The 21,212-nt window shown below is 74.4% G+C and carries 21 protein-coding genes; 10 read left to right on the forward strand and 11 right to left on the reverse strand.

Annotated features, from left to right (window positions below; translation table 11 throughout):
* Window positions 1-607: 607 nt before the first annotated feature.
* The 3 genes from ABD990_RS09525 to ABD990_RS09535 are packed head-to-tail and all read left to right on the forward strand — an operon-like array spanning window position 608 to window position 2,814.
* Window positions 608-1,657: an alpha/beta fold hydrolase gene (locus ABD990_RS09525; RefSeq protein ID WP_345379838.1), complete on the forward strand. Its 1,050-nt coding sequence runs from the start codon at window positions 608-610 to the stop codon at window positions 1,655-1,657.
* Window positions 1,658-1,714: 57 nt separating this feature from the next.
* Window positions 1,715-2,257, forward strand: a complete 543-nt coding sequence (locus ABD990_RS09530) for an RNA polymerase sigma factor (RefSeq protein ID WP_345379840.1) — start codon at window positions 1,715-1,717, stop codon at window positions 2,255-2,257.
* Complete coding sequence (locus tag ABD990_RS09535) at window positions 2,254-2,814, forward strand: VOC family protein (protein WP_345379841.1); 561 nt, start codon at window positions 2,254-2,256, stop codon at window positions 2,812-2,814. Before ABD990_RS09530 ends, ABD990_RS09535 begins: the two co-directional genes overlap by 4 nt.
* A gap of 1 nt (window position 2,815) precedes the next feature.
* Here the strand turns inward: ABD990_RS09535 and ABD990_RS09540 are convergent, their stop codons facing one another.
* The gene (locus ABD990_RS09540) at window positions 2,816-3,964 is read right to left on the reverse strand and encodes a macrolide family glycosyltransferase (RefSeq protein ID WP_425569570.1); all 1,149 of its coding nucleotides are present in this window, start codon (window positions 3,962-3,964) and stop codon (window positions 2,816-2,818) included.
* A 147-nt stretch (window positions 3,965-4,111) separates the two neighbouring features.
* The gene (locus tag ABD990_RS09545; protein WP_345379844.1) at window positions 4,112-4,822 is read right to left on the reverse strand and encodes an SDR family oxidoreductase; all 711 of its coding nucleotides are present in this window, start codon (window positions 4,820-4,822) and stop codon (window positions 4,112-4,114) included.
* 101 nt (window positions 4,823-4,923) lie between these two features.
* Here ABD990_RS09545 and ABD990_RS09550 point away from each other — a divergent pair, with 101 nt between their 5' ends.
* Window positions 4,924-5,853: a helix-turn-helix transcriptional regulator gene (locus tag ABD990_RS09550; RefSeq protein ID WP_345379845.1), complete on the forward strand. Its 930-nt coding sequence runs from the start codon at window positions 4,924-4,926 to the stop codon at window positions 5,851-5,853.
* 22 nt (window positions 5,854-5,875) lie between these two features.
* Window positions 5,876-6,274: a DUF6401 family natural product biosynthesis protein gene (locus ABD990_RS09555; RefSeq protein ID WP_345379846.1), complete on the forward strand. Its 399-nt coding sequence runs from the start codon at window positions 5,876-5,878 to the stop codon at window positions 6,272-6,274.
* Here the strand turns inward: ABD990_RS09555 and eutC are convergent.
* The 6 genes from eutC to ABD990_RS09585 form a co-directional block, all read right to left on the reverse strand.
* Window positions 6,271-7,005 carry an ethanolamine ammonia-lyase subunit EutC gene (eutC, locus tag ABD990_RS09560; RefSeq protein ID WP_345379847.1) on the reverse strand — a complete coding sequence of 245 codons (735 nt, stop codon included), beginning with the start codon at window positions 7,003-7,005 and terminating at the stop codon, window positions 6,271-6,273. The two genes, ABD990_RS09555 and eutC, sit on opposite strands and share 4 nt — an antisense overlap.
* A complete protein-coding gene (locus ABD990_RS09565; RefSeq protein WP_345379848.1) occupies window positions 7,002-7,199 on the reverse strand; it encodes a hypothetical protein in 198 nt (65 codons plus the stop codon). Before ABD990_RS09565 ends, eutC begins: the two co-directional genes overlap by 4 nt.
* Entirely contained in the window at window positions 7,196-8,575 is a 1,380-nt protein-coding gene (locus ABD990_RS09570) for an ethanolamine ammonia-lyase subunit EutB (RefSeq protein WP_345379849.1), read from the reverse strand. The genes ABD990_RS09565 and ABD990_RS09570 overlap by 4 nt, the downstream gene beginning before the upstream one ends.
* Window positions 8,576-8,585: 10 nt before the next feature.
* Window positions 8,586-10,019 carry an ethanolamine permease gene (eat, locus tag ABD990_RS09575; protein WP_345379851.1) on the reverse strand — a complete coding sequence of 478 codons (1,434 nt, stop codon included), beginning with the start codon at window positions 10,017-10,019 and terminating at the stop codon, window positions 8,586-8,588.
* 573 nt (window positions 10,020-10,592) lie between these two features.
* A complete protein-coding gene (locus ABD990_RS09580; protein ID WP_345379852.1) occupies window positions 10,593-10,862 on the reverse strand; it encodes a hypothetical protein in 270 nt (89 codons plus the stop codon).
* Between the two features lie 53 nt (window positions 10,863-10,915).
* On the reverse strand, window positions 10,916-11,923 hold the full coding sequence (locus ABD990_RS09585) for a LacI family DNA-binding transcriptional regulator (protein WP_345379853.1): 1,008 nt from the start codon (window positions 11,921-11,923) through the stop codon (window positions 10,916-10,918).
* 65 nt (window positions 11,924-11,988) lie between these two features.
* On the opposite strand from ABD990_RS09585, the gene ABD990_RS09590 reads away from it, so the two are divergent.
* The 4 genes from ABD990_RS09590 to ABD990_RS09605 all read left to right on the forward strand — a co-directional run bounded on the left by ABD990_RS09590 (window position 11,989) and on the right by ABD990_RS09605 (window position 16,340).
* Window positions 11,989-13,626 (forward strand): glycoside hydrolase family 13 protein, encoded by a 1,638-nt coding sequence (locus tag ABD990_RS09590; protein ID WP_345379855.1) that lies wholly within the window; start codon window positions 11,989-11,991, stop codon window positions 13,624-13,626.
* A 56-nt stretch (window positions 13,627-13,682) separates the two neighbouring features.
* Entirely contained in the window at window positions 13,683-14,435 is a 753-nt protein-coding gene (locus ABD990_RS09595) for a methyltransferase domain-containing protein (protein WP_345379856.1), read from the forward strand.
* Between the two features lie 211 nt (window positions 14,436-14,646).
* Entirely contained in the window at window positions 14,647-16,053 is a 1,407-nt protein-coding gene (locus ABD990_RS09600; RefSeq protein ID WP_345379857.1) for a hypothetical protein, read from the forward strand.
* A complete protein-coding gene (locus tag ABD990_RS09605; protein ID WP_345379859.1) occupies window positions 16,053-16,340 on the forward strand; it encodes a hypothetical protein in 288 nt (95 codons plus the stop codon). Before ABD990_RS09600 ends, ABD990_RS09605 begins: the two co-directional genes overlap by 1 nt.
* Window positions 16,341-16,389: 49 nt before the next feature.
* Here the strand turns inward: ABD990_RS09605 and ABD990_RS09610 are convergent, their stop codons facing one another.
* The 3 genes from ABD990_RS09610 to ABD990_RS09620 all read right to left on the reverse strand — a co-directional run bounded on the left by ABD990_RS09610 (window position 16,390) and on the right by ABD990_RS09620 (window position 19,837).
* A complete protein-coding gene (locus ABD990_RS09610) occupies window positions 16,390-16,776 on the reverse strand; it encodes a DUF5313 family protein (RefSeq protein ID WP_345379860.1) in 387 nt (128 codons plus the stop codon).
* Between the two features lie 249 nt (window positions 16,777-17,025).
* Window positions 17,026-18,204: an LLM class flavin-dependent oxidoreductase gene (locus ABD990_RS09615; RefSeq protein WP_345379861.1), complete on the reverse strand. Its 1,179-nt coding sequence runs from the start codon at window positions 18,202-18,204 to the stop codon at window positions 17,026-17,028.
* Window positions 18,205-18,358: 154 nt separating this feature from the next.
* Entirely contained in the window at window positions 18,359-19,837 is a 1,479-nt protein-coding gene (locus ABD990_RS09620) for an aldehyde dehydrogenase (RefSeq protein ID WP_345379863.1), read from the reverse strand.
* Window positions 19,838-20,161: 324 nt separating this feature from the next.
* Between ABD990_RS09620 and ABD990_RS09625 the strand changes: the two genes are divergently transcribed.
* Window positions 20,162-21,172, forward strand: coding sequence for an AraC-like ligand-binding domain-containing protein (locus tag ABD990_RS09625; RefSeq protein WP_345379864.1), 1,011 nt, complete (start codon window positions 20,162-20,164; stop codon window positions 21,170-21,172).
* Window positions 21,173-21,212 lie beyond the last annotated feature (40 nt).

Genomic DNA, 21,212 nt, shown 5'->3' on the forward strand with positions numbered 1-21,212 from the left:
GCGGGAGGCGTTGTCCGCGAACAGCGCCGCGATCCGGCGGTCCGGTCGGCGAGGTGCCCCATGAACCACCGCGGCCCCCACTCGTGCGCGCGCTGCCGGGCCTGCAGCAGCGGCAGCGTCTTCGCCCCGGCGAGCACCGAACACCGCGAACTCGGCGAGCGGACCGCCGTGGACCCCCGCCGTCGTCGTGAAGACGACCCGATCCAGCTGCGCCGCGGTGAGGCCGGCCGCGCGGACCGTCGCTCCTCCCCCGGCCGCCATGGTCTGCACCCAGCGCAGCCGCGGGTTGGCGGCGACGGTCCGGGCCAGCGCGGCGGCGTCGTGCTCGCCGGGGATGCCGTAGAGCGCCTCGTCGGAGTCGAGCAGCTCCTCGAACCGCCGCTGCTGACCAGGGGTGCGACGCCACGCGGGATCGCCGGTGTGGTCCGAGGGCCAGCGCATCGGCGGCAGCAGCCCGTGGTCGCGGACCAGGGTCAGGCGGGGTTCCCGCTCCTCGACGAGCCGGCAGAGCTCCTCGTCGAGCGGGGTGGCCAGGACGACGCGCACGACCCCGCACCCTGCCGGACGGCGGATTGACCGCGCGCCGCGGCCCCGTGACGATCACGCCATGACGCTGCTGCCCGGAGTGCGGTCCGCCACCGTCGACACCGACCGCCTCCGCATGCACCTGCTGGCGGCGGGCCCCGAGGACGGCGAGCCGCTGGTCCTGCTGCACGGCAACCTCTCCACCGGCCGCTTCTACGAGCACCTGATGCCCACGCTGGGCGAGCGGTACCGGGTGCTCGCGCCGGACATGCGCGGCTTCGGCGACACCGAGCCGAAGGCCCTCGACGCCACCCGCGGCCTCGGCGACTGGGCGGACGACACCGCCGCCCTGCTGCACGCGCTCGGGATCGAGCGGGCGCCGCACCTCGTCGGTTGGTCCACGGGGGGTGCCGCCGTCGCCGCCTACGCGAAGGACCACCCCGTCGCCTCGCTGACCTTCCTGGACCCGGTGTCCCCGTACGGCTACGGCGGTGTCCGCGCCGACGGCACGCCGGTCACCCCGGACGTCGCCGGCTCCGGCGGCGGCTCGGCGAACCCCGAGGTCGTCGCCCGGCTCGCGGCGAAGGACGCCTCGGACGAGAGCCCCTTCTCCATCCGCAACGTCATGCGGGCGCTGTACTGGTCGCCGACCTACCGGCTGCCCCCGGAGCGCGAGGACGTGCTGGTCGCGGAGGTGCTCAAGACCCTCGTCGGCGACGACGGCTACCCCGGCGACCACGCGCCCTCCCCGCACTGGCCGGGGGTCGCCCCGGGCACGCGCGGCATCCTGAACGCGCTCTCGCCGAAGTACTGCCGCTGGGCGGACGTCGTGGACCTCGACCCCAAGCCGCCGGTGCTGTGGACGCACGGGAGCGCGGACCTCGTCGTCGCCGACGCGTCGCCGCTGGACTTCGGCGTGCTCGGCGCGAGCGGTGCGGTGCCGGGCTGGCCCGGCGAGGAGGCCTTCCCGGCACAGCCGATGGTCGCCCAGATCCGCGAGGTGCTCGACGCGTACGCCGCCGCGGGCGGCCGGGTGACAGTGGAGATGTTCGAGGGCAGCGGGCACGGCCCGCACGTCGACGCCGCGCACCGCTGGACCGAGGTGCTGCTGGCCTTCCTCGTGAGCGCGTGAGTACGACGATCGGGTGAACGACCGTCGGAGTCGCGCCGCCCCGCCCGATGGAGGGACGTGAGCGGACCGCAGGGACCCACGAGCGGGGTCGAGCCCGATCCGGGGCTCGACCTGCTGGCCCTGTACGACTCCGCGCTGCCCGAGGTCTACGGCTACCTGCTCGCCCGCTGCGGCCGGCGCACGCTCGCCGAGGACCTCACCGCGGAGGCGTTCCTCGCCGCCGTCGCGGCCTGCCGCTCCGGCAGCCCGCGGGTCAGCACGGCGTGGCTGGTCGGGATCGCCCGGCACAAGCTCGCCGACCACTGGCGGTCGCTGGAGATCCGGGACCGGGCGCTCCGGGTGCTCGACGCGCCCGAGGTCGAGGACCCCTGGGAGGCCGAGCTCGACGCACTGCTCGCCCGCGAGGTCCTCGACGCGCAGGCCCCGCAGCACCGGGCCGCGCTGACCCTGCGCTACCTCGACGGGCTCCCGGTCCCCGAGGTCGCCGAGGTGCTGGGCCGGACCGTGCACGCCACCGAGGCCCTGCTGGTGCGGGCCCGCGCGGCGTTCCGGCGCAGCTACGCCGCTCACACCGACTGGACCGGAGGAGGCCCGGCATGAGCGATCCGCTGGACGTCCTCCGCGAGCCGATCCGGCCCGTGCACCCCGATCCGGGGTTCGCCGCGCGGCTGCGCGAGCGCCTCGAACGGCTGGTGCTCGGCCCCGAGAGCCAGGAGCGCCTCATGACCGTCACCGACGAGTCCGCGACCACCGCCGCGGCGGCACTGCCGCTGCACACCCTGACCCCGTACCTCGCCGTGCCCGACGCCGAGGCCGCGCTCGACTTCTACGTCGACGTGTTCGGCGCGGTCCGGCGCGGCGAACCGATCGTGATGCCGGACGGGCGGATCGGGCACGCGGAGTTCGCCGTCGGCGACTCGGTCGTGATGCTCGCCGAGGAGTTCCCCGAGCTGGGCGTGCGGGCGCCCGCGCCGGACGCGGTGTCGGTGTCGCTGCGCCTCGAGGTCGCCGATCCCGACACCGTCGTCGCGCGGGCGGTCGCGCGCGGGGCCCAGCTCGAACGCCCGGTGACCGACTCGCCCTACGGCCGCAGCGGCGTCGTCGTCGACCCGGCGGGGCACCGCTGGATGGTCTCCCGCGAGCCCGGCAGCGCCTGACCTACCCCGGCAGCAGCGACTCCACCACGTCGGCCGCGGCCCGCGCGCCGCCCTCCGCCCGGACCTCGTCCCGCAGGGCCGCGCAGCGGGCCGCCACCTCCGGCGACTCCGTGAGCTCGAGCAACGCCCGCCGCAGCCGCTCCGGCGTCGCCTCCTCCCGCGGGACGTGCCGGCCGACCCCGAGGGCCTCGAGCAGCGCCGCGTTGCCGAACTGGTCGACGGCCTGCGGCACCGCGATCATCGGAACGCCCTGGTAGAGCCCCTCCGAGCAGCCCCCGGACCCGGCGTGCGTCACGAACGCGCTCGCCCGGCCCAGCGCGCCGAACTGCGGCACCCACCGGTGGACCCCGACCGTCGCCGGCACCGGGCCGATCTCCTCGGTCGACACGTGCGCGCCCACGGCGATCACCACCCGCCATCCGAGCGGCGCGAACGCCTCCGCGCAGGCCCGGTAGAAGTCCGGCTGACGCGTGTAGTTCGAGCCCAGCGAGACCAGCACCATCGGCTCGTCCCCGGACTCCGGCCACTCCTCGTGCCGCCGGTCCAGCGCCGGCCCGACGAAGGTGTACACCCGCTCGTCGACCCGGTCGGCGTTCGGCTGCATGGCCCGCGGGATCTCGACGACGCAGCGCGGCGGCCGCCCGGCGAACTCGTCCGGGGTGAGGGCGATGCCGAGCCCGTCGAGCCACGCCTGGAACCGCCGCTGGTACGCGGCGTGCTCGGGGGTGTCGCGGAAGGCGAGCACCTCGGCCATGTCCTCCTCGAAGCCCTCCCACGCCACCATGGACGGCGAGAGCTGGACCAGCGGCAGGCACCACCGCGCGGCGAGAGCACGGCCCGGCCAGCCGCCGATGTCGTAGAGCACGAGGTCGGGCGGATCGCCGGCCATGGCGTTCTCGACCTGCGGGTACACGTGCTCCGCCTCGTCGAGGAAGATCGACATTCCGGCGACAGGGTCCTCCGGCCAGGACTCGCCCGCGGACTCGTCCGGCACCACCGAGTCGACCACGAGCGGGGTCGCGCCCGCCGCGGCGACGGTCGCGGCGAACGACCCGGGGATCACCCAGGACACGCGGTGGCCGCGGTCGACCAGCTCGGCGACGACGCCCAGGTGCGGGTTGGTGTGGCCGTGCGCGCCGACGCCGGCCATGAGGATGTGGGACACGATGACTCCAGGAGCGTGGACGGGTTCGACGGACACGCGGACGACCCCGCGCGGGAGGCGGGGTCGTCACGGGTCTCGTCAGCCGTACAGCTGCTGGATCACGCCGGGGAGGCTAGCGCCGCCGCGGCCGTCTCACCACGGGATTTCGCCGGCGCGGTCGCGGTAGGTGCCCGTCGGCCCGTCCGGCCCGACCTGGGCGAGCTCCACGATCGCGTCCGTCCCCTCGGTCACGGTCTGGTACCCGCTGTGCCCGTTGAGGTCCGTGGCGGTGTAGCCGGGGTCGGCGGCGTTGACCCGGAACCGCGGCAGGGCCCTGGCGTACTGCGTCGTGATCATGTTCAGCGCCGACTTCGACGACGGGTAGGTCAGGGCGAGGATCTGCGACTCGATCCGCGCCGGATCCGCGGTGATCGCCAGCGACCCGAGCCCGCTGGAGACCATGACGATCCGCGGCGCGTCCGAGCGCTCGAGCAGCGGGAGGAAGGCGTGGGTCACCCGGACCGGCCCGAAGACGTTGGTCTCGAAGACCTCCCGCATCGCGTCGGCGCCCGTGTCCCGCACCTCCACGCGGGGGCCGACGATGCCGGCGTTGTTGACCAGCACGTCGAGCCGGCCGAAGCGCTCCTCGACCTCCTTCGCGGCGGCCGCCACGGACTCGTCCGAGGTCACGTCGATCTGCAGCACCTCCACGCGCCCGGCGATCTCCGCGGCCGTCGCGGCGCCGCGCCCGGCGTCCCGCGAGCCCAGCAGCACCGTCCAGCCCAGCTCGGCGAGGCGGCGCACCGTCTCGCGCCCCAGCCCCTTGTTGGCCCCGGTGACCAGGGCGATCGTGTTCTCGCTCATGACCCCACCGTCCCCCCGCGGTCCGGGCGCGACCAGGTCCGGCGGATCGTGGGACCCGCGGTACCAGGCTGGGCCCGTCGCCGCCCGGCATGCTGGTGGACGTGGACCGGACGGAACTGGGCAGGACCCTGCGGGCGTGGCGGGAACGGCTGCGCCCCGCCGACCTCGGCCTGCCCGCCGGCACCCGCCGCCGCACCCCCGGCCTGCGCCGCGAGGAGGTCGCGCAGGTCGCCGGGATCTCGGTCGACTACCTGACGCGGCTCGAGCAGGGCCGTGGCCCGCACCCGTCCGACGCCGTGCTGGGCGCGCTGGGCCGGGCGCTGCGGCTGTCCACGGACGAACGGGACCACCTGTTCACGCTCGGCGGGGTGCGGTCGCCGGCGCCGGGCACGATCTCGGCCGAGCCGCGACCGAGCCTGCTGCGCCTGATGGACCGCCTGACCGATCTGCCGGTGCTGCTGTTCAACGCCCGGACGGACGTGCTGGCCTGGAACGCGATGGCCGCCGCCCTGCTCGGCGACCTGTCGGCGGTACCGCCCGGGGAGCGCAACATGGCCCGGCTGGCGTTCCTCGGGTCCGGCAGCCGGGTCGTCACGGACGACGCCGCCGAGCGCGACCGCCTCGACCGCGCGCTCGTCTCGGACCTGCGCAGCTCCTCCGCGCGGTACCCGGACGACCCGGGCCTCCACCGGCTGATCGCGACCCTGGAGAAGGGCAGCGAGCGATTCGCCCGGATGTGGGCCGAGCGGACGGTGCGGGTGCGGCACGGCGACCGCAAGCGCATCCGGCACCCGCAGGTCGGTGACCTGATGCTGGACTGCGACACCCTGCACGACTCCTTCGACGACCAGATGCTGCTCGTCTACTCGGCCGCCCCGGGCACGCCGGAGGCCGAGGCGCTCGCCCTGCTGCGGGTCATCGGGATCGAGCCGGACGGTGGGACGAACGGGCCGTCCGGCAGGCAGCCGGAGCGGGGGTCCGACGGGCGCGCCACGCCGACCGATCAGCTCACGGATCACCCGATCCGGTGAAACCGCTGGCTACGATTTGCGCGTGAGCCTGCTGCGGGATCTGCGCGCCGCCGTCGTCGAGTGGAAAGCCCACCGCTTCCTCCGCCGCCTCATGGAGACGGTCGGCCGTCCCGGGCTCCGGGCGGTCGCCGCCGAGCCGGGGCTCGCCGCGGTCGTCGACCAGCACGCGGCGGCCGTGCGGGACATCGTGCGGGACGGGATGCGCCGCTCGGGTGGGGGCGCCGTCGCGACCCTCGCGCCGGCCCGCGCCACCACGGGCGGTGCGGTGCGGCTGGCCGCCTACGCCCGCTCGCTGCTCGACGAGCAGCGCCGCAGCGGGGCGACGATCGCGTTGCCGCAGAACGGGATCTGGCGCCCGACGGACTGGGCGACGCTGCGCCTCATCGCCGTGTGCCAGCTCGTTTCGCGCGGCTCCGTCTAGCTCTCCAGCGCCGGGTCGGCCTTCAGCCGCACCCCGGAGAGCCGCAGCCGCCGTGACTCGGTGAGCAGCAGGGCGAGCGTGGTCGCCGCGGCCTCGTAGCCGGTGCCGTGCGGCGGGCGGATGTTGGACAGGCAGTTGCGCTCGGAGTCCCGCCGCCCCCGCCTCGGGTCGTAGGTCAGGTACGCGCCCAGCGAGTCCGTCGAGCTCATGCCCGGCCGCTCCCCCACCAGGACGACGACCGTCCGCGCGCCCAGGGCCGCGCCGATCTCGTCGCCCAGGGCGACCCGGGCCTGGGTGGCGACGACGACCGGTGCGATCCGCCAGCCCTCCAGCCGGTCCAGGACCTCCCGCAGCAGCGCGGCGGCGTGCCGGTGCACGGCGAGCGGGGAGAGCCCGTCCGCGACCACGAAGGCGACGTCGTACCCCCCCGGCTCCAGCCCGTCGGCGTCCGCGAGCCGTCGTCCCAGGTCCGGGCGCTGCAGGTACTCGGCGCGGTCGTGCGCCGCGCTGGTCACGGTGCGGACCTCGAGGCCCAGCCCGCGGATCTCCTCGACGACCGCGTCGACCGCCAGCGGCGCGTGGACGGCGTCCCGCGCGGCGGCGTGCGCGGCCCGCAGCTCCAGCAGCTCCGCCGTCGGGAGGGCGTCGCCGGCGCGCCCCAGCGCGACGCGGGCCCGGGTGGCCGCGCGCAGCCGGGCGAAGGGGTCGCCGTTCGTCGCGGGGCTCGTCACAGCAGGGGTTCCCGGCCGTCCCCGCCCTCCGAGGGGTCCACAGCCGACCGGTCGGCCGGGCCGGGGTCGTCCGCGGCCAGGAGCGCGTCGATGTCGTCGAGGACCCCGCCGCCGGGACCCGTCCGCGGGGCGACCGGACGCGAGCCCGTCGCCTCCTCGGCCCGCCGGCGCCAGGCGGCCGTCCGCTCGCTCACCGGACACCCGCCGTGAGCGCGCGCAGCGCGGTCGAGTCCGCGCCCAGCTCCCTGATCCGCCCGTCACCGGTCATGAGCTCCATCCGTTCCAGCCAGGCCGCGAACTCCGGGGCCGGGGCGAGCCCCAGCACCTGGCGAGCGTAGAGCGCGTCGTGGAAGGAGAGCGACTGGTAGTGGAGCATCACGTCGTCGCCGCCGGGCACGCAGATCACGAAGGAGCAGCCCGCCACGCCGAGCAGGGTGAGCAGGGTGTCGGTGTCGTCCGCGTCGGCCTCGGCGTGGTTGGTGTAGCAGACGTCGACGCCCATCGGGACGCCGAGGAGCGTGCCGCAGAAGTGGTCCTCCAGCCCGGCGCGGGTGATCTGCTTGCCGTCGTAGAGGTACTCCGGCCCGATGAACCCGACGACCGTGTTGACCAGCAGCGGGTCGAAGGCCCGCGCCACGCCGTAGGCCCGGGCCTCCAGGGTCTGCTGGTCCACGCCGTGGTGCGCGTCGGCCGACAGCGCGGCACCCTGCCCGGTCTCGAAGTACATGCAGTTGGTGCCGACCGTGCCGCGGCCCAGCGCGAGCGCCGCCTCGTGCGCCTCGCGCAGCAGGTCGAGCGTCACGCCGAAGCCCTCGTTGGCCGCCTGCGTGCCGGCGATCGACTGGAACACCAGGTCGACCGGTGCCCCCCGCTGCATGATCTCCAGCGACGTCGTGACGTGCGCGAGCACGCAGCTCTGGGTGGGGATGTCGTAGCGGCTCCGGACCTCGTCGAGCAGGTGCAGCAGGTCGGTGGTGCGCTGCGGGGAGTCGGTCGCGGGGTTGATCCCGATGACGGCGTCGCCGCAGCCGAGCAGCAGACCGTCCACGATGGACGCGGTGACGCCGACCGGGTCGTCCGTGGGGTCGTTGGGCTGCAGCCGGGTCGCCATCGTCCCGGGCAGCCCGACGGTGGAGCGGAACGCGGTGACGACGGGGGTGCGCCGGGCCACGGCGATCAGGTCCTGGACCCGCATGAGCTTGCTCGTCGCCGCCACCATCTCCGGCGTCAGCCCCGCCGCGAGCGCGGTGGTGTCGGTCTCCGGGCGCAGCAGGTGGTCGCGGAACCCGCCCACCGTCATCCCGGCCACGGGCGCGAACGCCGCCGGGTCGTGGCCGTCGACGATCAGGCGGGTCACCTCGTCCGTCTCGTACGGGACGACCTGCTCCTCCAGGAAGGTCGCCAGCGGCAGGTCGGCGAGGATCTCCTGCGCGGCGACCCGCTCCTGCTCCGACGCCGCGGCGACCCCGGCCAGCACGTCGCCCGAACGCTCGGGCGTGGCCGCCGCGAGCAGGGCCTTGAGGTCGGCGAACTCGTACGTGTGGCCGCCGAGGGTCGTCCGACGCGTCATTCGCGGTCCTTCACTCGAGGTCCTTCTCGGCCGCGGCGAGGGCGGCGAACTCCTCGTCGGGGGCGCTCGCCACGAGATGGTGCCGACTGTAGAAGCCGAAGTACGCCATGAACAGCGCGAACGCGCCCAGCGTGCACAGCGCCGCGATGCTGTCGACGAGGAAGGTCGCGATCACCGCGATGACGGCGACGACGAGGGCGAACCCGGTGGTCCAGACGCCGCCGGGGGTCCGGTACGGGCGCGGCATGTCCGGCTCGCGGCGGCGCAGCACGATGTGGCTGACCATCATCAGCACGTAGCTCAGCGCGGCGCCGAACACCGCCATGTTCAGCAGTGTCGCGCCCTGGCCGGTCAACGAGAGCAGGAAGCCGACGATCCCGGGCACGATCAGCGCGAGCGTCGGCGCCTTGCGGCCGTTCGTCACCGAGAGGAGCCGGGGCAGGTAGCCGGCGCGGGACAGCGCGAAGGTCTGCCGCGAGTAGGCGTAGATGATCGAGAAGAAGCTGGCGACCAGCCCGGCGAGCCCGACGTAGTTGACGACGGTCGCGGCCGCGCCCCTGCCCAGCGCCTCGACCAGCGGGTTGCCGGACCCGGACAGCGCGCTCGCGCCCAGCGCCCCGGTGGACAGCACGAGCACCAGCGCGCCGGTGACGACCAGCACGACCATGCTCGCGACGATGCCCCTGGGCACGTTCCGCTCCGGCTCGCTGGCCTCCTCGGCGGCGAGCGGGACCCCCTCGACGGCCAGGAAGAACCAGATCGCGAAGGGCACCGCCGCCCAGATGCCGAGCAGGCCGAACGGCAGGAAGGGCGACGCGCCGGCCGCGTCCGTCGGCGGGATGTCCGTCAGGTTCGCCGGGTCGAACAGCGGGATCGCCGCGACGGCGAAGACGACCAGCCCGACGACGGCGATCGCCGTGATCACGAACATGACCTTGAGCGCCTCGCCGATGCCGGCGAGGTGGATGCCGATGAAGACCAGGTACGCGGCCAGGTAGACCCACCAGCCGTCGGTGATCCCGAAGAAGTTCAGCGACTCCGTGTAGGCGCCGATGAACGTGGCGATGGCCGCGGGCGCGATGGCGTACTCGATGAGGATCGCGGTCCCCGTCGCGAAGCCGCCCCACGGTCCGAGGGCGCGGCGGGCGAAGGTGTAGCCGCCGCCCGCCGTCGGCAGGGCGCTGGAGAGCTCGGCCATCCCGAGCACCATGGCGACGTACATCGCCGCGATGAGGACCCCGGCGATCAGCAGGCCGCCGAACCCGCCCTCGGCCAGCCCGAAGTTCCACCCGGAGTAGTCGCCGGAGATCACGTAGCCGACGCCGAGGCCGGCCAGCAGCACCCAGCCCGCGGCGCCCCGGCGCAACTGGCGCCTGGCGAGGTAGTCACTGCCGGCGGTCCGTGTCCCGTCGGCCGTCTCGCCGCTCGTGGGTGTGCCGCTCACGAGGCCTCCTTCTCCCGGTGCGTCCGGTACCGGCCCGAACGCTACGAATCCCCGGTTACCGGGGCCTCACCGCGACGTTTCGAGCCGCGCACCGCGCTCGTGGGCCGTGGCGTTCGTGCGGACACGGGCCGACTCGGCTCCTCCGGCGCCTCGACCTGGGTCGGGTCGCGAACGAATTCGGAGATGGCCGGCCTGGAGGACGAGGAGGCCCGCGCGAGTCGGGACATGATCGCCGATCATGGAGCGGGACGGTCGAATGGCGACCTTCTCCGTCCACACGCCACGATCATGGGCTCGGCGGCCGGGTGAGACGACGACCGCGTCGATGCAGGGGCCGCGGGGAGCGGCTTCCGCACCACGACCCGGCACGCCGCAAGAGATCGCCGATCATGGAGCGGGACGGTCGAGAATCGACGGCCTCCGTCCACAACCGCTGATCACCCTACCCGGATCAAACGATCGGTCGCCGGTTCGACGGCCCTGGGAGGCGTCGCACCTCGGCAGGTACCGTTCCGCCTCGGCGGCACGGCGGCGTCGCTCGTCGCGACCTCGCTCCGGCGGGCTCGTGCGGGCTCAGTCGTCGCTGATGGCGGTGTCGCTGACGGCGGCGATCAGGCTCGTCTGCCTGCCGCCGCCGGCCGAGACGCGCGATCGCGACCTCGCCGGCCGGTCCTCCACTCCGGACCCGGTCGGCGTGGCCGACTCCTCCCTCGGCCGGGGGATCTCCGGCTCGGCGGGCGCCAGCTCGAGGTCGAGCCCCAACTGCTCGCCGGCCGGGGTGTTGGGCGCGCGGTAGTGGCCCTTCACCCACCCGAGCGCCCGCGGGTGACCGTGCACGAACATCGCGGCCCTCCCTTCGCGGCCCCAGTGCAGCACGGGGCACCGACAGGAACGGGTCAGGAGCGCGGCGGCCCGCTCGTCCCGCGCACCACCAACCGGGTGGGCAGGTCGACGTCCGGTGTGCCCGCCAGCCGCCCGGCGAGCGCGTCGAGGAGCAGCGCCGCGGCGCGTTCGCCCTGCTCACGGGCGGGTTGCGCGATGGTGGTGAGGTCGGCGAACTCGGCCACCGCCTGGTCGTCGAACCCGACGACGGACATCTGGCCGGGCACGTCGAGCCCGGCCCGGCGCAGCGTGCGCAGCGCCCCGAGGGCCATCTCGTCGGACATCGCGAGCAGCGCGCTGGGCAGCCGGGGTCCGCTGAGCAGCCGTTCCACCGCCCGCGCGCCTGCCGCGGCGTCGTGCCCCGCGGGGATCACCCACTCCGGCCGCAGCGGCAGCCCGGCTTCGGCGAGCGCGTCGGCGAACCCGGCACACCGGGCGTCCGTCGTGTCCCGCCCGACGGTGTCGTCGGGGTCGAACGAGAGCAGCCCGATCTCCCTGTGTCCCAGCCCGATCAGGTGCCGCACGGCGGTGGCGGCGCCCGCCCGGTCGTCGATCCCCACCCGCGGCCGGCCCGGGAACGTCCCGCCGACGACGGCGATCGGCACCGCGAGCCGCTCCAGCACCGCCCGCTCGGCGTCCGTGAAGGACGACGCGACGACGATCAGCCCGGCGACCGCCCAGCGCTCGAGGGTGGCGAAGACGTGGGCGCGCCCCTCCGGGTCGCCGACGTTGTGCAGCAGCAGCTGGTGCCCGCCCGTCCGCAGGACCTTCTCCACGCCTCCGACGGCCTGGGCGAAGAACCAGGCCGAGGGGAACCGGGCCAGCGCCGCGACGGCGGGCGGCGCGCCGCGCCGGACCGGGCGCGCGGGCGGCAGGTAGGCCAGCTCGTCGACCGCGCGCCGGATGCGTTCCTGCGTGTCGGCGGCCACGTAGGACGTTCCCGACAGCGACCGGGAGACGGTCGACGGCGCGACCCCGGCGAGGCGCGCGACGTCCCGGATGCTCGCCCTGCGCCTGCCCATCCCGCCTCCCTCCCGCACGTGTGGAACAGTATGGAACAGGAAGGCAACGCCGACGGGGAGGTTCCATGACCGACACGGCCGCGTGGTGGCGGAGCGCCGTGATCTACCAGGTGTACATCCGCAGCTTCGCCGACGGCGACGGCGACGGGATCGGTGACATCGCCGGTCTGCGGCAGCGCCTGGACCACATCGCCGACCTGGGCGTGGACGCGATCTGGATCAACCCCTGGTACCCGTCACCGCTCGCCGACGCCGGCTACGACGTGTCCGACTACCGGGACGTCGATCCCCGCTTCGGCACGCTGGCCGACGCCGAGGCCCTCGTCCGCGAGGCGCACGAGCGGGACCTGCGGATCATCCTCGACATCGTCCCGAACCACACCTCGAGCGAGCACGAGTGGTTCCGTGCGGCGGTGCGGACGGGCCCCGGCTCCCCCGAGCGCGACCGCTACATCTTCCGGCCCGGCCGCGGTCCCGGCGGCGACGAGCCGCCCAACGACTGGCGCGCGATGTTCGGCGGCAGCGCGTGGACGCGGGTCACGGAGCCCGACGGCACGCCCGGCGAGTGGTACCTGCACCTGTTCGACGTCGAGCAGCCCGACCTGAACTGGGAGAACCCCGAGGTCCGCGCCGACTTCGAGAAGACGCTGCGGTTCTGGTTCGACCGCGGGGTCGACGGCTTCCGGATCGACGTCGCCAACTCGCTGATCAAGGAGGAGGGGCTCCCGGACGTCGGCGACAAGCAGCACCACGACCCGGGCCCGCACCCGCACTGGGACCGCGACGAGGTGCACGACGTCTACCGGGAGTGGCGCGCCCTCGCCGACACCTACGACCCGCCGAAGGTGTTCGTGGCCGAGGCGTGGGTGCCCGAGGCGGACCGGTTCGCCCGCTACCTGCGGCCCGACGAGCTGCACACCGCCTTCAACTTCGACTTCCTCAAGGCGGCGTGGCTCGCCCCGGCGCTGCGCGAGTCCGTCGAGCGCACGCTGCGCGAGCACGCCGCGGTCGGGGCCCCACCGACCTGGGTGCTGTCCAACCACGACGTCGCCCGGCACACCTCCCGCCTGGCCCGCGACCCGGACGCCGGCATCGGCACCTCGCTCGACTCCATGCTGGACGTCCCCGCGGACCTCGAGCTCGGGCTGCGCCGCGCCCGGGCGGCCGCGCTGCTGATCTTCGCCCTCCCCGGCGGCGCCTACGTCTACCAGGGCGACGAGCTCGGCCTGCCCGAGGTCGAGGACCTGCCGGAGGCGTCGCTGGACGACCCGACCTGGCGGCGGTCCGGGCACACCCAGCGCGGCCGGGACGGCTGCCGCGTCCCGATCCCGTGGTCCGGTGACGGGCCGCCCTTCGGCTTCGGCCCGGGCGACGACCAGCCGTGGCTGCCCCAGCCCGAGTGGTTCTCCCGGTTCACGGTGGAGCGGGAGGACAAGGACCCGGAGTCCGTGCTCACCCTGTACCGACGGGCGTTGCGGATCCGCCACGACGTGCCCGCGCTCGGCGACGGGCCGATGACCTGGCTCGACGTCCCCCCGGGGGCCCTCGGCTTCGCCCGTGACCCCGGCTTCGCGCTGCTGCTCAACGTCGACGCCGCCCCGTTCGCCCTGCCCGAGGGCGCCGAGGTGCTCGTCGCCAGCGGCCCGCTGACGGACGACGGCCGGCTCCCGCAGGACACGGCGGTCTGGCTGCGGATCCGGTAACCGCTGCTCCGGATGCCGGAGTGACGCGGGCGGAGCCGGGCCCCGACGATGCCGGGGTGGAGCCGCGCGCCGAGTACCGGGACCTGCTGACCCAGGCGTACGACCTGGACAAGCCGACGGCGCCGCCCGAGGAGCTCGCGTTCCACCGTGGCGTGATCGGCGCGGCGGAGCCGGTGCTGGAGCTGATGTGCGGCACCGGGCGGTTCCTGCTGCCGCTGCTCGCGGCCGGCATCGACGTGGACGGCGTGGACGCCTCGCCGTCCATGTTGGACGCCTGCGTCGAGCACGCCCGGGAGCGGGGCCTCGACGTGGCCGGCCGGCTGCACGAGCAGCGCGCCGAGGACCTGTCCCTGCGCCGCCGGTACCGCGCGGCGTTCTGCGCCGCCGGGTCCTGGGGCCTCATCGCCGGCGACGACGAGGTCGCCCGGGCCCTCGCCGCGGTCCGGGCGCACCTGCTGCACGGCGGCACCTTCCACTTCGAGGTCGAGACCGGCCCGGGGCCACCCGGTGCCCCGGGCGGCACGGACTGGTGGGTCAGGCCGGACGGCGCCGTCATCACCGCACGGGGCGGGCACCGGCGGGACCCGGACACCGGCCTCGAGCGCGGCGTGGGGATCTACGAGCTGTTCGTCGACGGCGTGCTCGTGCACACCGAGCTCAACCACTGGGTGCGCCGCTTCTGGACGGCCGACGCCATCGCCGCGGCCGTTCGTGAGGCCGGGTTCTCCGAGGTCGCGGTCCGGTCGGGACACACGGACGCGCCGCCCGCGCCGGAGGATCTCCTCCTGACCGTCCACGCCGTCCGATGAGCCCGGGTGTGCGGGCGAAACCGATCACGGCCGTCGCCGCGCTGGGCTGATTCCCGCTCCTTCACACTGAGCGACGGGCGCCCGGCGCGTCGCTCACGAAGCGTTCCCGATCACGCGCCCGTGTGCCACACGGTCGAGTGGAAGCGGGGTGCACGCAGGGCAGCGCCACTGCGGAGGGTGCACGCTCCCGGGTCGTGAGGGAGCACACACGATGATCGTCACCGCGCCGCGGGTCGCCACACCCCCCGTCCCCTCCACCCGTGGGACCTCGGGGTGGGATGGAGGCGCCACCCTGCTGGGCACCGCCCTCGGCGTCGCCCTGCTCGCCCAGGGGGCGTTCTACGCCGGGCCGTTCACGGTGGTGGCCGCGCTCGTGGTCGGCGCCGGCCTCCTCGCCCTGCTCCACCGGGCCACCGCCCCTCGCCCGGCGTCGGTCGCCGCGGCCTGCTGGGCCGGTTTCGCGCTGTGGGTGCTGGTCCGGGGCCTGCTCGACGGGGCGGTGGCCCACGCGGTGCCGTCGGCCGCCGTCGCGCTGCTGCTCGCGGTCGCCCTGCCGGTCGCGGCCGGGCTCGGCGGGGAGGGCCGCCGGCTGTTGCAGACCGTCGCGCTCGCCCTCGCCGTGGTCGTCGCGGCGACGGGGTGGGTCGGCACGGCACTGCACCTGTCGCCGCTGTCGATGCCCTCATCCGGTCTCTGGCGCGCCGCCTCCACCATCACCTACGCCAACGCGGCCGGTGCCGCGCTCGTCATCGGCCTGCTTCTCGCGCTGGTCACGGTGCCCGCGGCCCGCCCGCTGCTGCGCCGGGCCGTGGTCGCCGCGCTCCTGCTCGGGCTCGCGGTCACGATGAGCCGCGGTGCCGCGGTGGCGTCGGCGGTCGGGCTGGCCGTGCTGGTCACGACCGCCGCCGGTCGCCGCAGCGTCCGCGGCCTCCTCCCCGTGCTGCCGGCCGTCGGGCTGCCCTGCGCCGCGCTGCTGCCGTCCCTGCCCGACGGGTCGGCGCCGCGACCGCTGCTCGCCCTCGCCGGGCTCGCGGCGGGTGCCGCCGTGCTGCTCGCGGCGAGCCGGTGCGGCCGGGCCGCGGCCGGAGCCGGGCTGGGAGCCGTGCTCCTCGGCCTCGCCGACCTCCTCGCCGGCCCGCTGAGCGGCGCCGACCCGGCGGTCGCCGTCGACGCCATCGCCGACACCCGGCTGACGGGTGCCTCGGCGGACCGGGTCGACCTCGCCCGGGAGACGCTGGCGCACTTCGCCTCCGCCCCGGTCACGGGGGTCGGTCCGGGGCTCCTGGACCTCACCTACGTGAACCACGCCGGACGGCTGGTGCACGCCTGGTTCACGCACCTCGAGTACCTGCAGGTCGCCGCGGAGACCGGGCTCGTCGGCCTGGCGCTCGTGCTGGCCGGCGCCGCCGCGCTGGTCGTGGGCGCCGTCCGGGCCCGCCGTCGTTGCGCGCTCCGGGCGACCGGGACGCTCGCCGTCCTCGCCGCGTTCGCCACGCAGAGCGCGCTCGACTTCCTCTGGCACGTCCCCGCGTCGCCGCTGCTGGTGTGCCTCGCCGTGGCCACCCTCCTGCCCGCCCCCACCGGAAGCGACACCCCCACCGAGAAGGAGCCCGCCTGATGAGTCGCACGTCCTCCGGCCGGTCCGTCCCCCGCACCGCCCTGCGCACCGGCCTGGTCCTCGCCGCCAGCGGGCTGCTGGTCTGGGCGGGCGGGGCAGCACCGGCCCTCGCCGAGTTCAGCCCGCCCTCGTACGTGACCTGCACCAGCCTGCCGGGGCTCGGCACCGGCGTCGCGGTCGGCCAGGGCAGCGCGCCCGTGCCGGCCGGGCTCTGCGGGCCGGTCGGCGGGTTCAGCACCCCGGTGGTGCAACCCGCGCCGCCGATGGTGCCGGGAAGCCCGTTCTGACCCTCCCGCGACACCCGGTCCAGCAGCGTGGCCGGGTGGCGCGTGGCCCCTACCGGTACTTCGAGTCGTAGCGGGCCCGGGCCCGTTGCCGGACCGCCCGGGCCGCGGCGTCGCGCACGGCCTGCGCGTGCCCCGGCGGGTAGCCCGCCTTGCGCACGCGGTGGTCGACCGAGTCGTGCAGCAGGAAGATCGCGAACTGGGCCGAGACCAGCCAGCCCAGCAGCAGACCGCAGAGCCGCACCCACAGCGGGCCGGGCACGAACAGCACGATCGGCACCGAGACGAGGGTCAGCGGGACCGCCGTGCGCAGGAGGTGCCGGGCCACCCAGGTGCGGCAGGTCGCGTCGTACAGCACCCACTCGCGGTACCGCGCCGGCAGCCGCCCGCCCACCGCGTACCAGACCCACCGGACCGGATCCGGCCGCTGCACAGCCACGCGCCCGAGGCTAGTCGCGACGGCGGGATCGTCCATCGCACTCCCGCGAGCGCGGCGAGAGCGCCGTCAGCGCTCCCGGCACGACCATCTCGTCCCACTCACGGCGATCATGACGCCGACCGCACCCCGTCGCTTTGATCACTCCGACCGTGACACCGGTGCTCCTCGCGCAGCCGTCCTGTGCCGCTCGCAGCGATCACACCCGGGCCGACCCGGCGTGCAGCCGGGTCGGCCGGGTGACGTACCTGGTCAGTGCCGCAGGCCCGCCTCCTTGAGCAGCGGCATGACGGTCTCGCCGAAGTGCTTGAGCTCCTCGTTGTAGTCGATGAGCCCGAAGATCATGCCCTCCATGCCGGCCTCGTTGAGCTTGCCGAGCTCCTCGGTGACCTGCTCCGGCGTCCCGACGATCGGGTAGCCGCCCCAGCCGGCGATGAAGCGCTCCTGCATCTCCTTGACCGCGTGGTCGAAGGACTGGCTGGCCCCGGACCCGGCGATCTTGATGACGTTGCCGGCCGCGCCCCAGTCGCCCTCGTCGACGACCTGCTGGAAGGCGCGCTTGGCCTCCTCCTCGGTGTCCCGGCAGACGACCAGGCCGTAGGTCATGACGTGGATGTCGCGCCGGTAGTCGTCCCGGGCCTTGGACTTGACCTTGTCCACGTAGGCCTTGATGTTCTCCAGGGTGTCGAGCGAGGCGAAGTTGAAGTCGACGTTGCGGGCGGAGAACTCGATGCCCGACGGCGAGTTGCCCGCGTTGAGCAGCGCGGGGCGCGGGCCCTGGTGGGGCTTCGGGTAGGCCTCGAGCAGCTCGGCGTCGAAGTACTTCGAGTGGATCGAGAAGGTGCCCTGCTCGGTCCACAGCTTGTTCACGAAGTCCAGCCACTCCTGGCCGTAGGCGTAGCGCTCGTCGTGCTCGCGCTGCTCGGAGCCGAACATCTCCATCTCCGGCGGCACCCAGCCCATCACCATGTTCAGCGCGAACCGCCCACCGGAGATCCGGTCGACCGTGGTCGCCTGCTTGGCCGCGACGATCGGGTGCATCGTCGGCAGGTGCGAGGTCGCCGCGACCGCGATCCGCTCGGTCGCCTCGGCGATCCCGGCCGCCCAGGTGTAGGTCTCGAAGCAGTTGCCGTTGAAGTTCGTCGAGCCGCCGAAGCCCTTCCAGCGGGCGACGGGCACCAGGACGTCGAAGCCCAGCCGGTCGGCGCGCTGCGCGATCTCCTTGGTGTGCTCCCAGGTGATCTCGTAGGTCGACGGGGCGTGGCTCATGATCAGCCCGTACGAGCAGTTGGTGCCGAACAGCCCCAGCTTCATCCTCTGGTCGCCGAACAGCGGGTTGGTCTCGGTGCGGTCGGCCGCGGGCCGGGTCTCGCTCGCGGGACGGGGGTCGGTGGGCGCGAGGCCGAGGCGCTCGTTGGCGGTCACGGTCATGGTCGTCTCCTGTGACGGGTTCGCACGAAGGTGCCGTTCGTGCGCGAGGTGAGCGGAAGTGCCGTTCGAGGGGCTGAGCGAACGGCGCGCTCGTTCACTAGGTGTGAGCGAGAGTGCCGTTCGCCCAGGGAGGGCGGCGGCGCGGCGGGCCTGCTCAGCCGAGCTGGAAGGGGTCCCGGGTGCCGCCGGTGAGCTCGACGAACACGGACTTGTTCTCGGTGTACTCGTTGATCGCGTCGACGCCGTTCTCGCGGCCGATGCCGCTGGCGCCGAAGCCGCCGAAGGGCATGTTGGGCGCGATCACGCGGTAGGCGTTGATCCACACCGTGCCCGCGCGGAGCTTCGCGGCGACCCGGTGGGCGCGGTGCACGTCCTTCGTCCACACCGCACCGGCCAGCCCGTACGGGGTGTCGTTGGCCAGCTTGAGCGCCTCGTCCTCGTCGGTGAAGGTGTAGGCGGCCAGCACCGGCCCGAACACCTCCTCGCGGACGATGGTGTTCTCCGGCGTCACGTTGGTGACGACCGTGGGCTTGACGAACAGCCCGCCCCGCTCGGCGTCGGGCTCGCCGCCGCAGGCGAAGGTCGCGCCCTCGGCGGCCGCGCCCTGCAGGTACCCGAGGACCTTCTCGTACTGGGGCACGTTCGCCACCGGGCCCATCTCGGTGTCGGCCTCGGTCGGGTCGCCGAGCACGATGGCGTTCGCCCGCGCGACGACCTTCTCGATCAGCGCGTCGTGCACGTCGGCGTGCACGATCAGCCGCGAGCCCGCCATGCAGGTCTGCCCGGTGGCCGCGAACACGCCCGCGACGAGGCCGTTGGCCGCGGCGTCGAGGTCGGCGTCGGGGAAGACGATCTGCGGGGACTTCCCGCCGAGCTCCAGCGTGACGCGGTTGAAGTTCGCCACCGCGGCCTGCGCGACCTTGGCCCCGGTCGCCGAGGAGCCGGTGAAGGCGATCTTGTCGACGCCGGGGTGCGTCGACAGGGCCTCGCCAGTCGAGCGGTCCCAGCCCGTCACCACGTTGAGCACCCCGGCGGGCAGCCCGGCCTCGTGCAGGACCTCGGCGAAGGCGACCGTCGAGGCCGGGGCGTGCTCCGACGGCTTGACGACCATCGTGCACCCGGCGGCCAGCGCCGGCGCAAGCTTGAAGGTCAGCAGCAGCAGCGGCGAGTTCCACGGCGTGATCGCGCCGACCACGCCGACCGGCTCGCGGCGGGTGTAGCCGAAGTAGTTCGGGTTGACCGGCGGGACCGTGCGGCCCTCGATCTTGTCGGCCAGCCCGGAGAAGTACCAGTACCACTGCGGCAGGCTGTTCAGCTGGCCCAGCATCTCGCGCAGCAGCTTGCCGGAGTCGTTGACCTCGAGCCGGGCGAGCCGCTCGGCGTTGGCGGCGATCGCGTCGCCGCACTTCCGCATGATCGCGGCGCGCTGGAAGCCGGTCATGGCGCCCCACTCGCCGTCGAAGGCGGCGCGGGCGGCGGCGACGGCCTCGTCCACGTCCTCCGGGCCGCCGTCGGCGAGGCGGGCCCACGGCTCACCGGTGTACGGGTTGAGCGAGTCGAACGTGCGGCCCGAGCGGGCGTCGACGGACCTGCCGCCGATGAAGAGCTTCAACTCCTCGAGGGATGTCGTCATCGACCTCTCCTATCGTCGGGTCGGGATCCGGTACGGACCGGTGCCGGGGTGCGGGCTCCGCCGGCGGACGACCGAGGACGCTAGGGACCGCGGCGGGCCGCCGATATCCGCGGACCGCAGGTGCGGATCCGTTCCGTGCGAGATCAGCGGCACACGCCACGGGCGCAGCCCTGCACTCAACGGATAGCGCGATGCGCTCTCGGGCTAGTAGGGCCTCGGCGGGAGCGCCTACTGTCGAGCGCACCTTGATCGGACGGCCCCGCCACGGGTCGCCCGGCACGCGGTGAGGGAGCGCGCCGCGACCCGACACGAGGAGGTGTCCGGATGGAGGCCGCTGCCGAGCCCGCGCAGGTCCCTCCCGCCCGACTCACGCGCTATCCCGTCCTCGACACCCGCAGCCTGGAGCAGGCGCGCGAGGCCGTGACGCGGGTGTATCTCGACCACGACCTGACCGCGCCGGACGACCGGCTCCAGATGACGCTCAACGCGACGTCGGACCGGCTGTTCACGGTCGGCTACCTGACCTACAAGTCCGCGGCGAAGCTCGTCATGCCGCCCACCGAGGACAACTATCACGTCAACCTGACGACGGCGGGCCGGACCGCGGCCAGCCGCACGGACGGCGGGCGCGCCACCACCACCGCGCGGACCAGCGGGATCGTCCTGCTCCCGGACCAGGAGAACACCGTGCGCTGGTCGCCGGACGCCGAGCAGCTGATCCTCAAGATCCCGCGCCGCAGCCTGGAGGACCACCTGAGCGAGCAGCTGGCCCGGCCGGTGCACGACGTGCTGGACTTCGACTACGGGATCGACCTCACCACGCCCGCGGGGCGCACCCTGCTGGCCTCCGTCGAGTTCTTCGTGCGCGAGCTCGACCGGCCGGGCGGGCTGGCGGACATGCCGATCGCGCGCGAGCAGTACGAGGCGTTCGTGATGACGCAGCTGCTGCACGCGGGCCGCCACCAGTTCACGGACGCCCTCCTCGCGCCCGCCGACCCAGTCCGCTCCGGCCGGCTGCGGCCCGTCCTCGACTACATGGAGCAGCACGCGGACGAGCCGCTCACCCCGCAGGAACTGGCCCGCGTGGGCTGCATGAGCGTCCGGACGCTGCACGCGACCTTCCAGCAGGAGCTCGGCGAGTCGCCGATGAACCACCTGCGCCGCATCCGGCTCGACCACGTCCGCGCCGAGCTGCTGCGCTGCGACCCGGTGTCGACGCGGGTCACGCAGGTGGCGCTGCGCTGGGGCTTCTTCCACCAGAGCCGCTTCGCGCAGCAGTACCGGGAGCGGTTCGGGGAGCTGCCGCGCGACACGCTGCGCGAGCGCACCGGGTAGCTCCCGCGTGGCGCTCGGCGGCTATCGGGCGACCGCCATC

The organism is Pseudonocardia yuanmonensis, assembly GCF_039542425.1.
GTDB lineage: Bacteria > Actinomycetota > Actinomycetes > Mycobacteriales > Pseudonocardiaceae > Pseudonocardia > Pseudonocardia yuanmonensis.

What these genes read in the sequence shown, in the direction of transcription:
- ABD990_RS09535 (WP_345379841.1), top strand. Translation starts at nt 2,254, where the DNA reads ATGAGCGATCCGCTGGACGTCCTCCGCGAGCCGATCCGGCCCGTGCAC.
- ABD990_RS09590 (WP_345379855.1), top strand. Translation starts at nt 11,989, where the DNA reads ATGACCGACACGGCCGCGTGGTGGCGGAGCGCCGTGATCTACCAGGTG.
- ABD990_RS09580 (WP_345379852.1), bottom strand. Translation starts at nt 10,862, where the DNA reads ATGTTCGTGCACGGTCACCCGCGGGCGCTCGGGTGGGTGAAGGGCCAC.
- ABD990_RS09585 (WP_345379853.1), bottom strand. Translation starts at nt 11,923, where the DNA reads ATGGGCAGGCGCAGGGCGAGCATCCGGGACGTCGCGCGCCTCGCCGGG.
- ABD990_RS09625 (WP_345379864.1), top strand. Translation starts at nt 20,162, where the DNA reads ATGGAGGCCGCTGCCGAGCCCGCGCAGGTCCCTCCCGCCCGACTCACG.
- ABD990_RS09525 (WP_345379838.1), top strand. Translation starts at nt 608, where the DNA reads ATGACGCTGCTGCCCGGAGTGCGGTCCGCCACCGTCGACACCGACCGC.
- ABD990_RS09570 (WP_345379849.1), bottom strand. Translation starts at nt 8,575, where the DNA reads ATGACGCGTCGGACGACCCTCGGCGGCCACACGTACGAGTTCGCCGAC.
- ABD990_RS09600 (WP_345379857.1), top strand. Translation starts at nt 14,647, where the DNA reads ATGATCGTCACCGCGCCGCGGGTCGCCACACCCCCCGTCCCCTCCACC.
- ABD990_RS09545 (WP_345379844.1), bottom strand. Translation starts at nt 4,822, where the DNA reads ATGAGCGAGAACACGATCGCCCTGGTCACCGGGGCCAACAAGGGGCTG.
- ABD990_RS09540 (WP_425569570.1), bottom strand. Translation starts at nt 3,964, where the DNA reads ATGGCCGGCGTCGGCGCGCACGGCCACACCAACCCGCACCTGGGCGTC.
- ABD990_RS09615 (WP_345379861.1), bottom strand. Translation starts at nt 18,204, where the DNA reads ATGACCGTGACCGCCAACGAGCGCCTCGGCCTCGCGCCCACCGACCCC.
- ABD990_RS09620 (WP_345379863.1), bottom strand. Translation starts at nt 19,837, where the DNA reads ATGACGACATCCCTCGAGGAGTTGAAGCTCTTCATCGGCGGCAGGTCC.
- ABD990_RS09605 (WP_345379859.1), top strand. Translation starts at nt 16,053, where the DNA reads ATGAGTCGCACGTCCTCCGGCCGGTCCGTCCCCCGCACCGCCCTGCGC.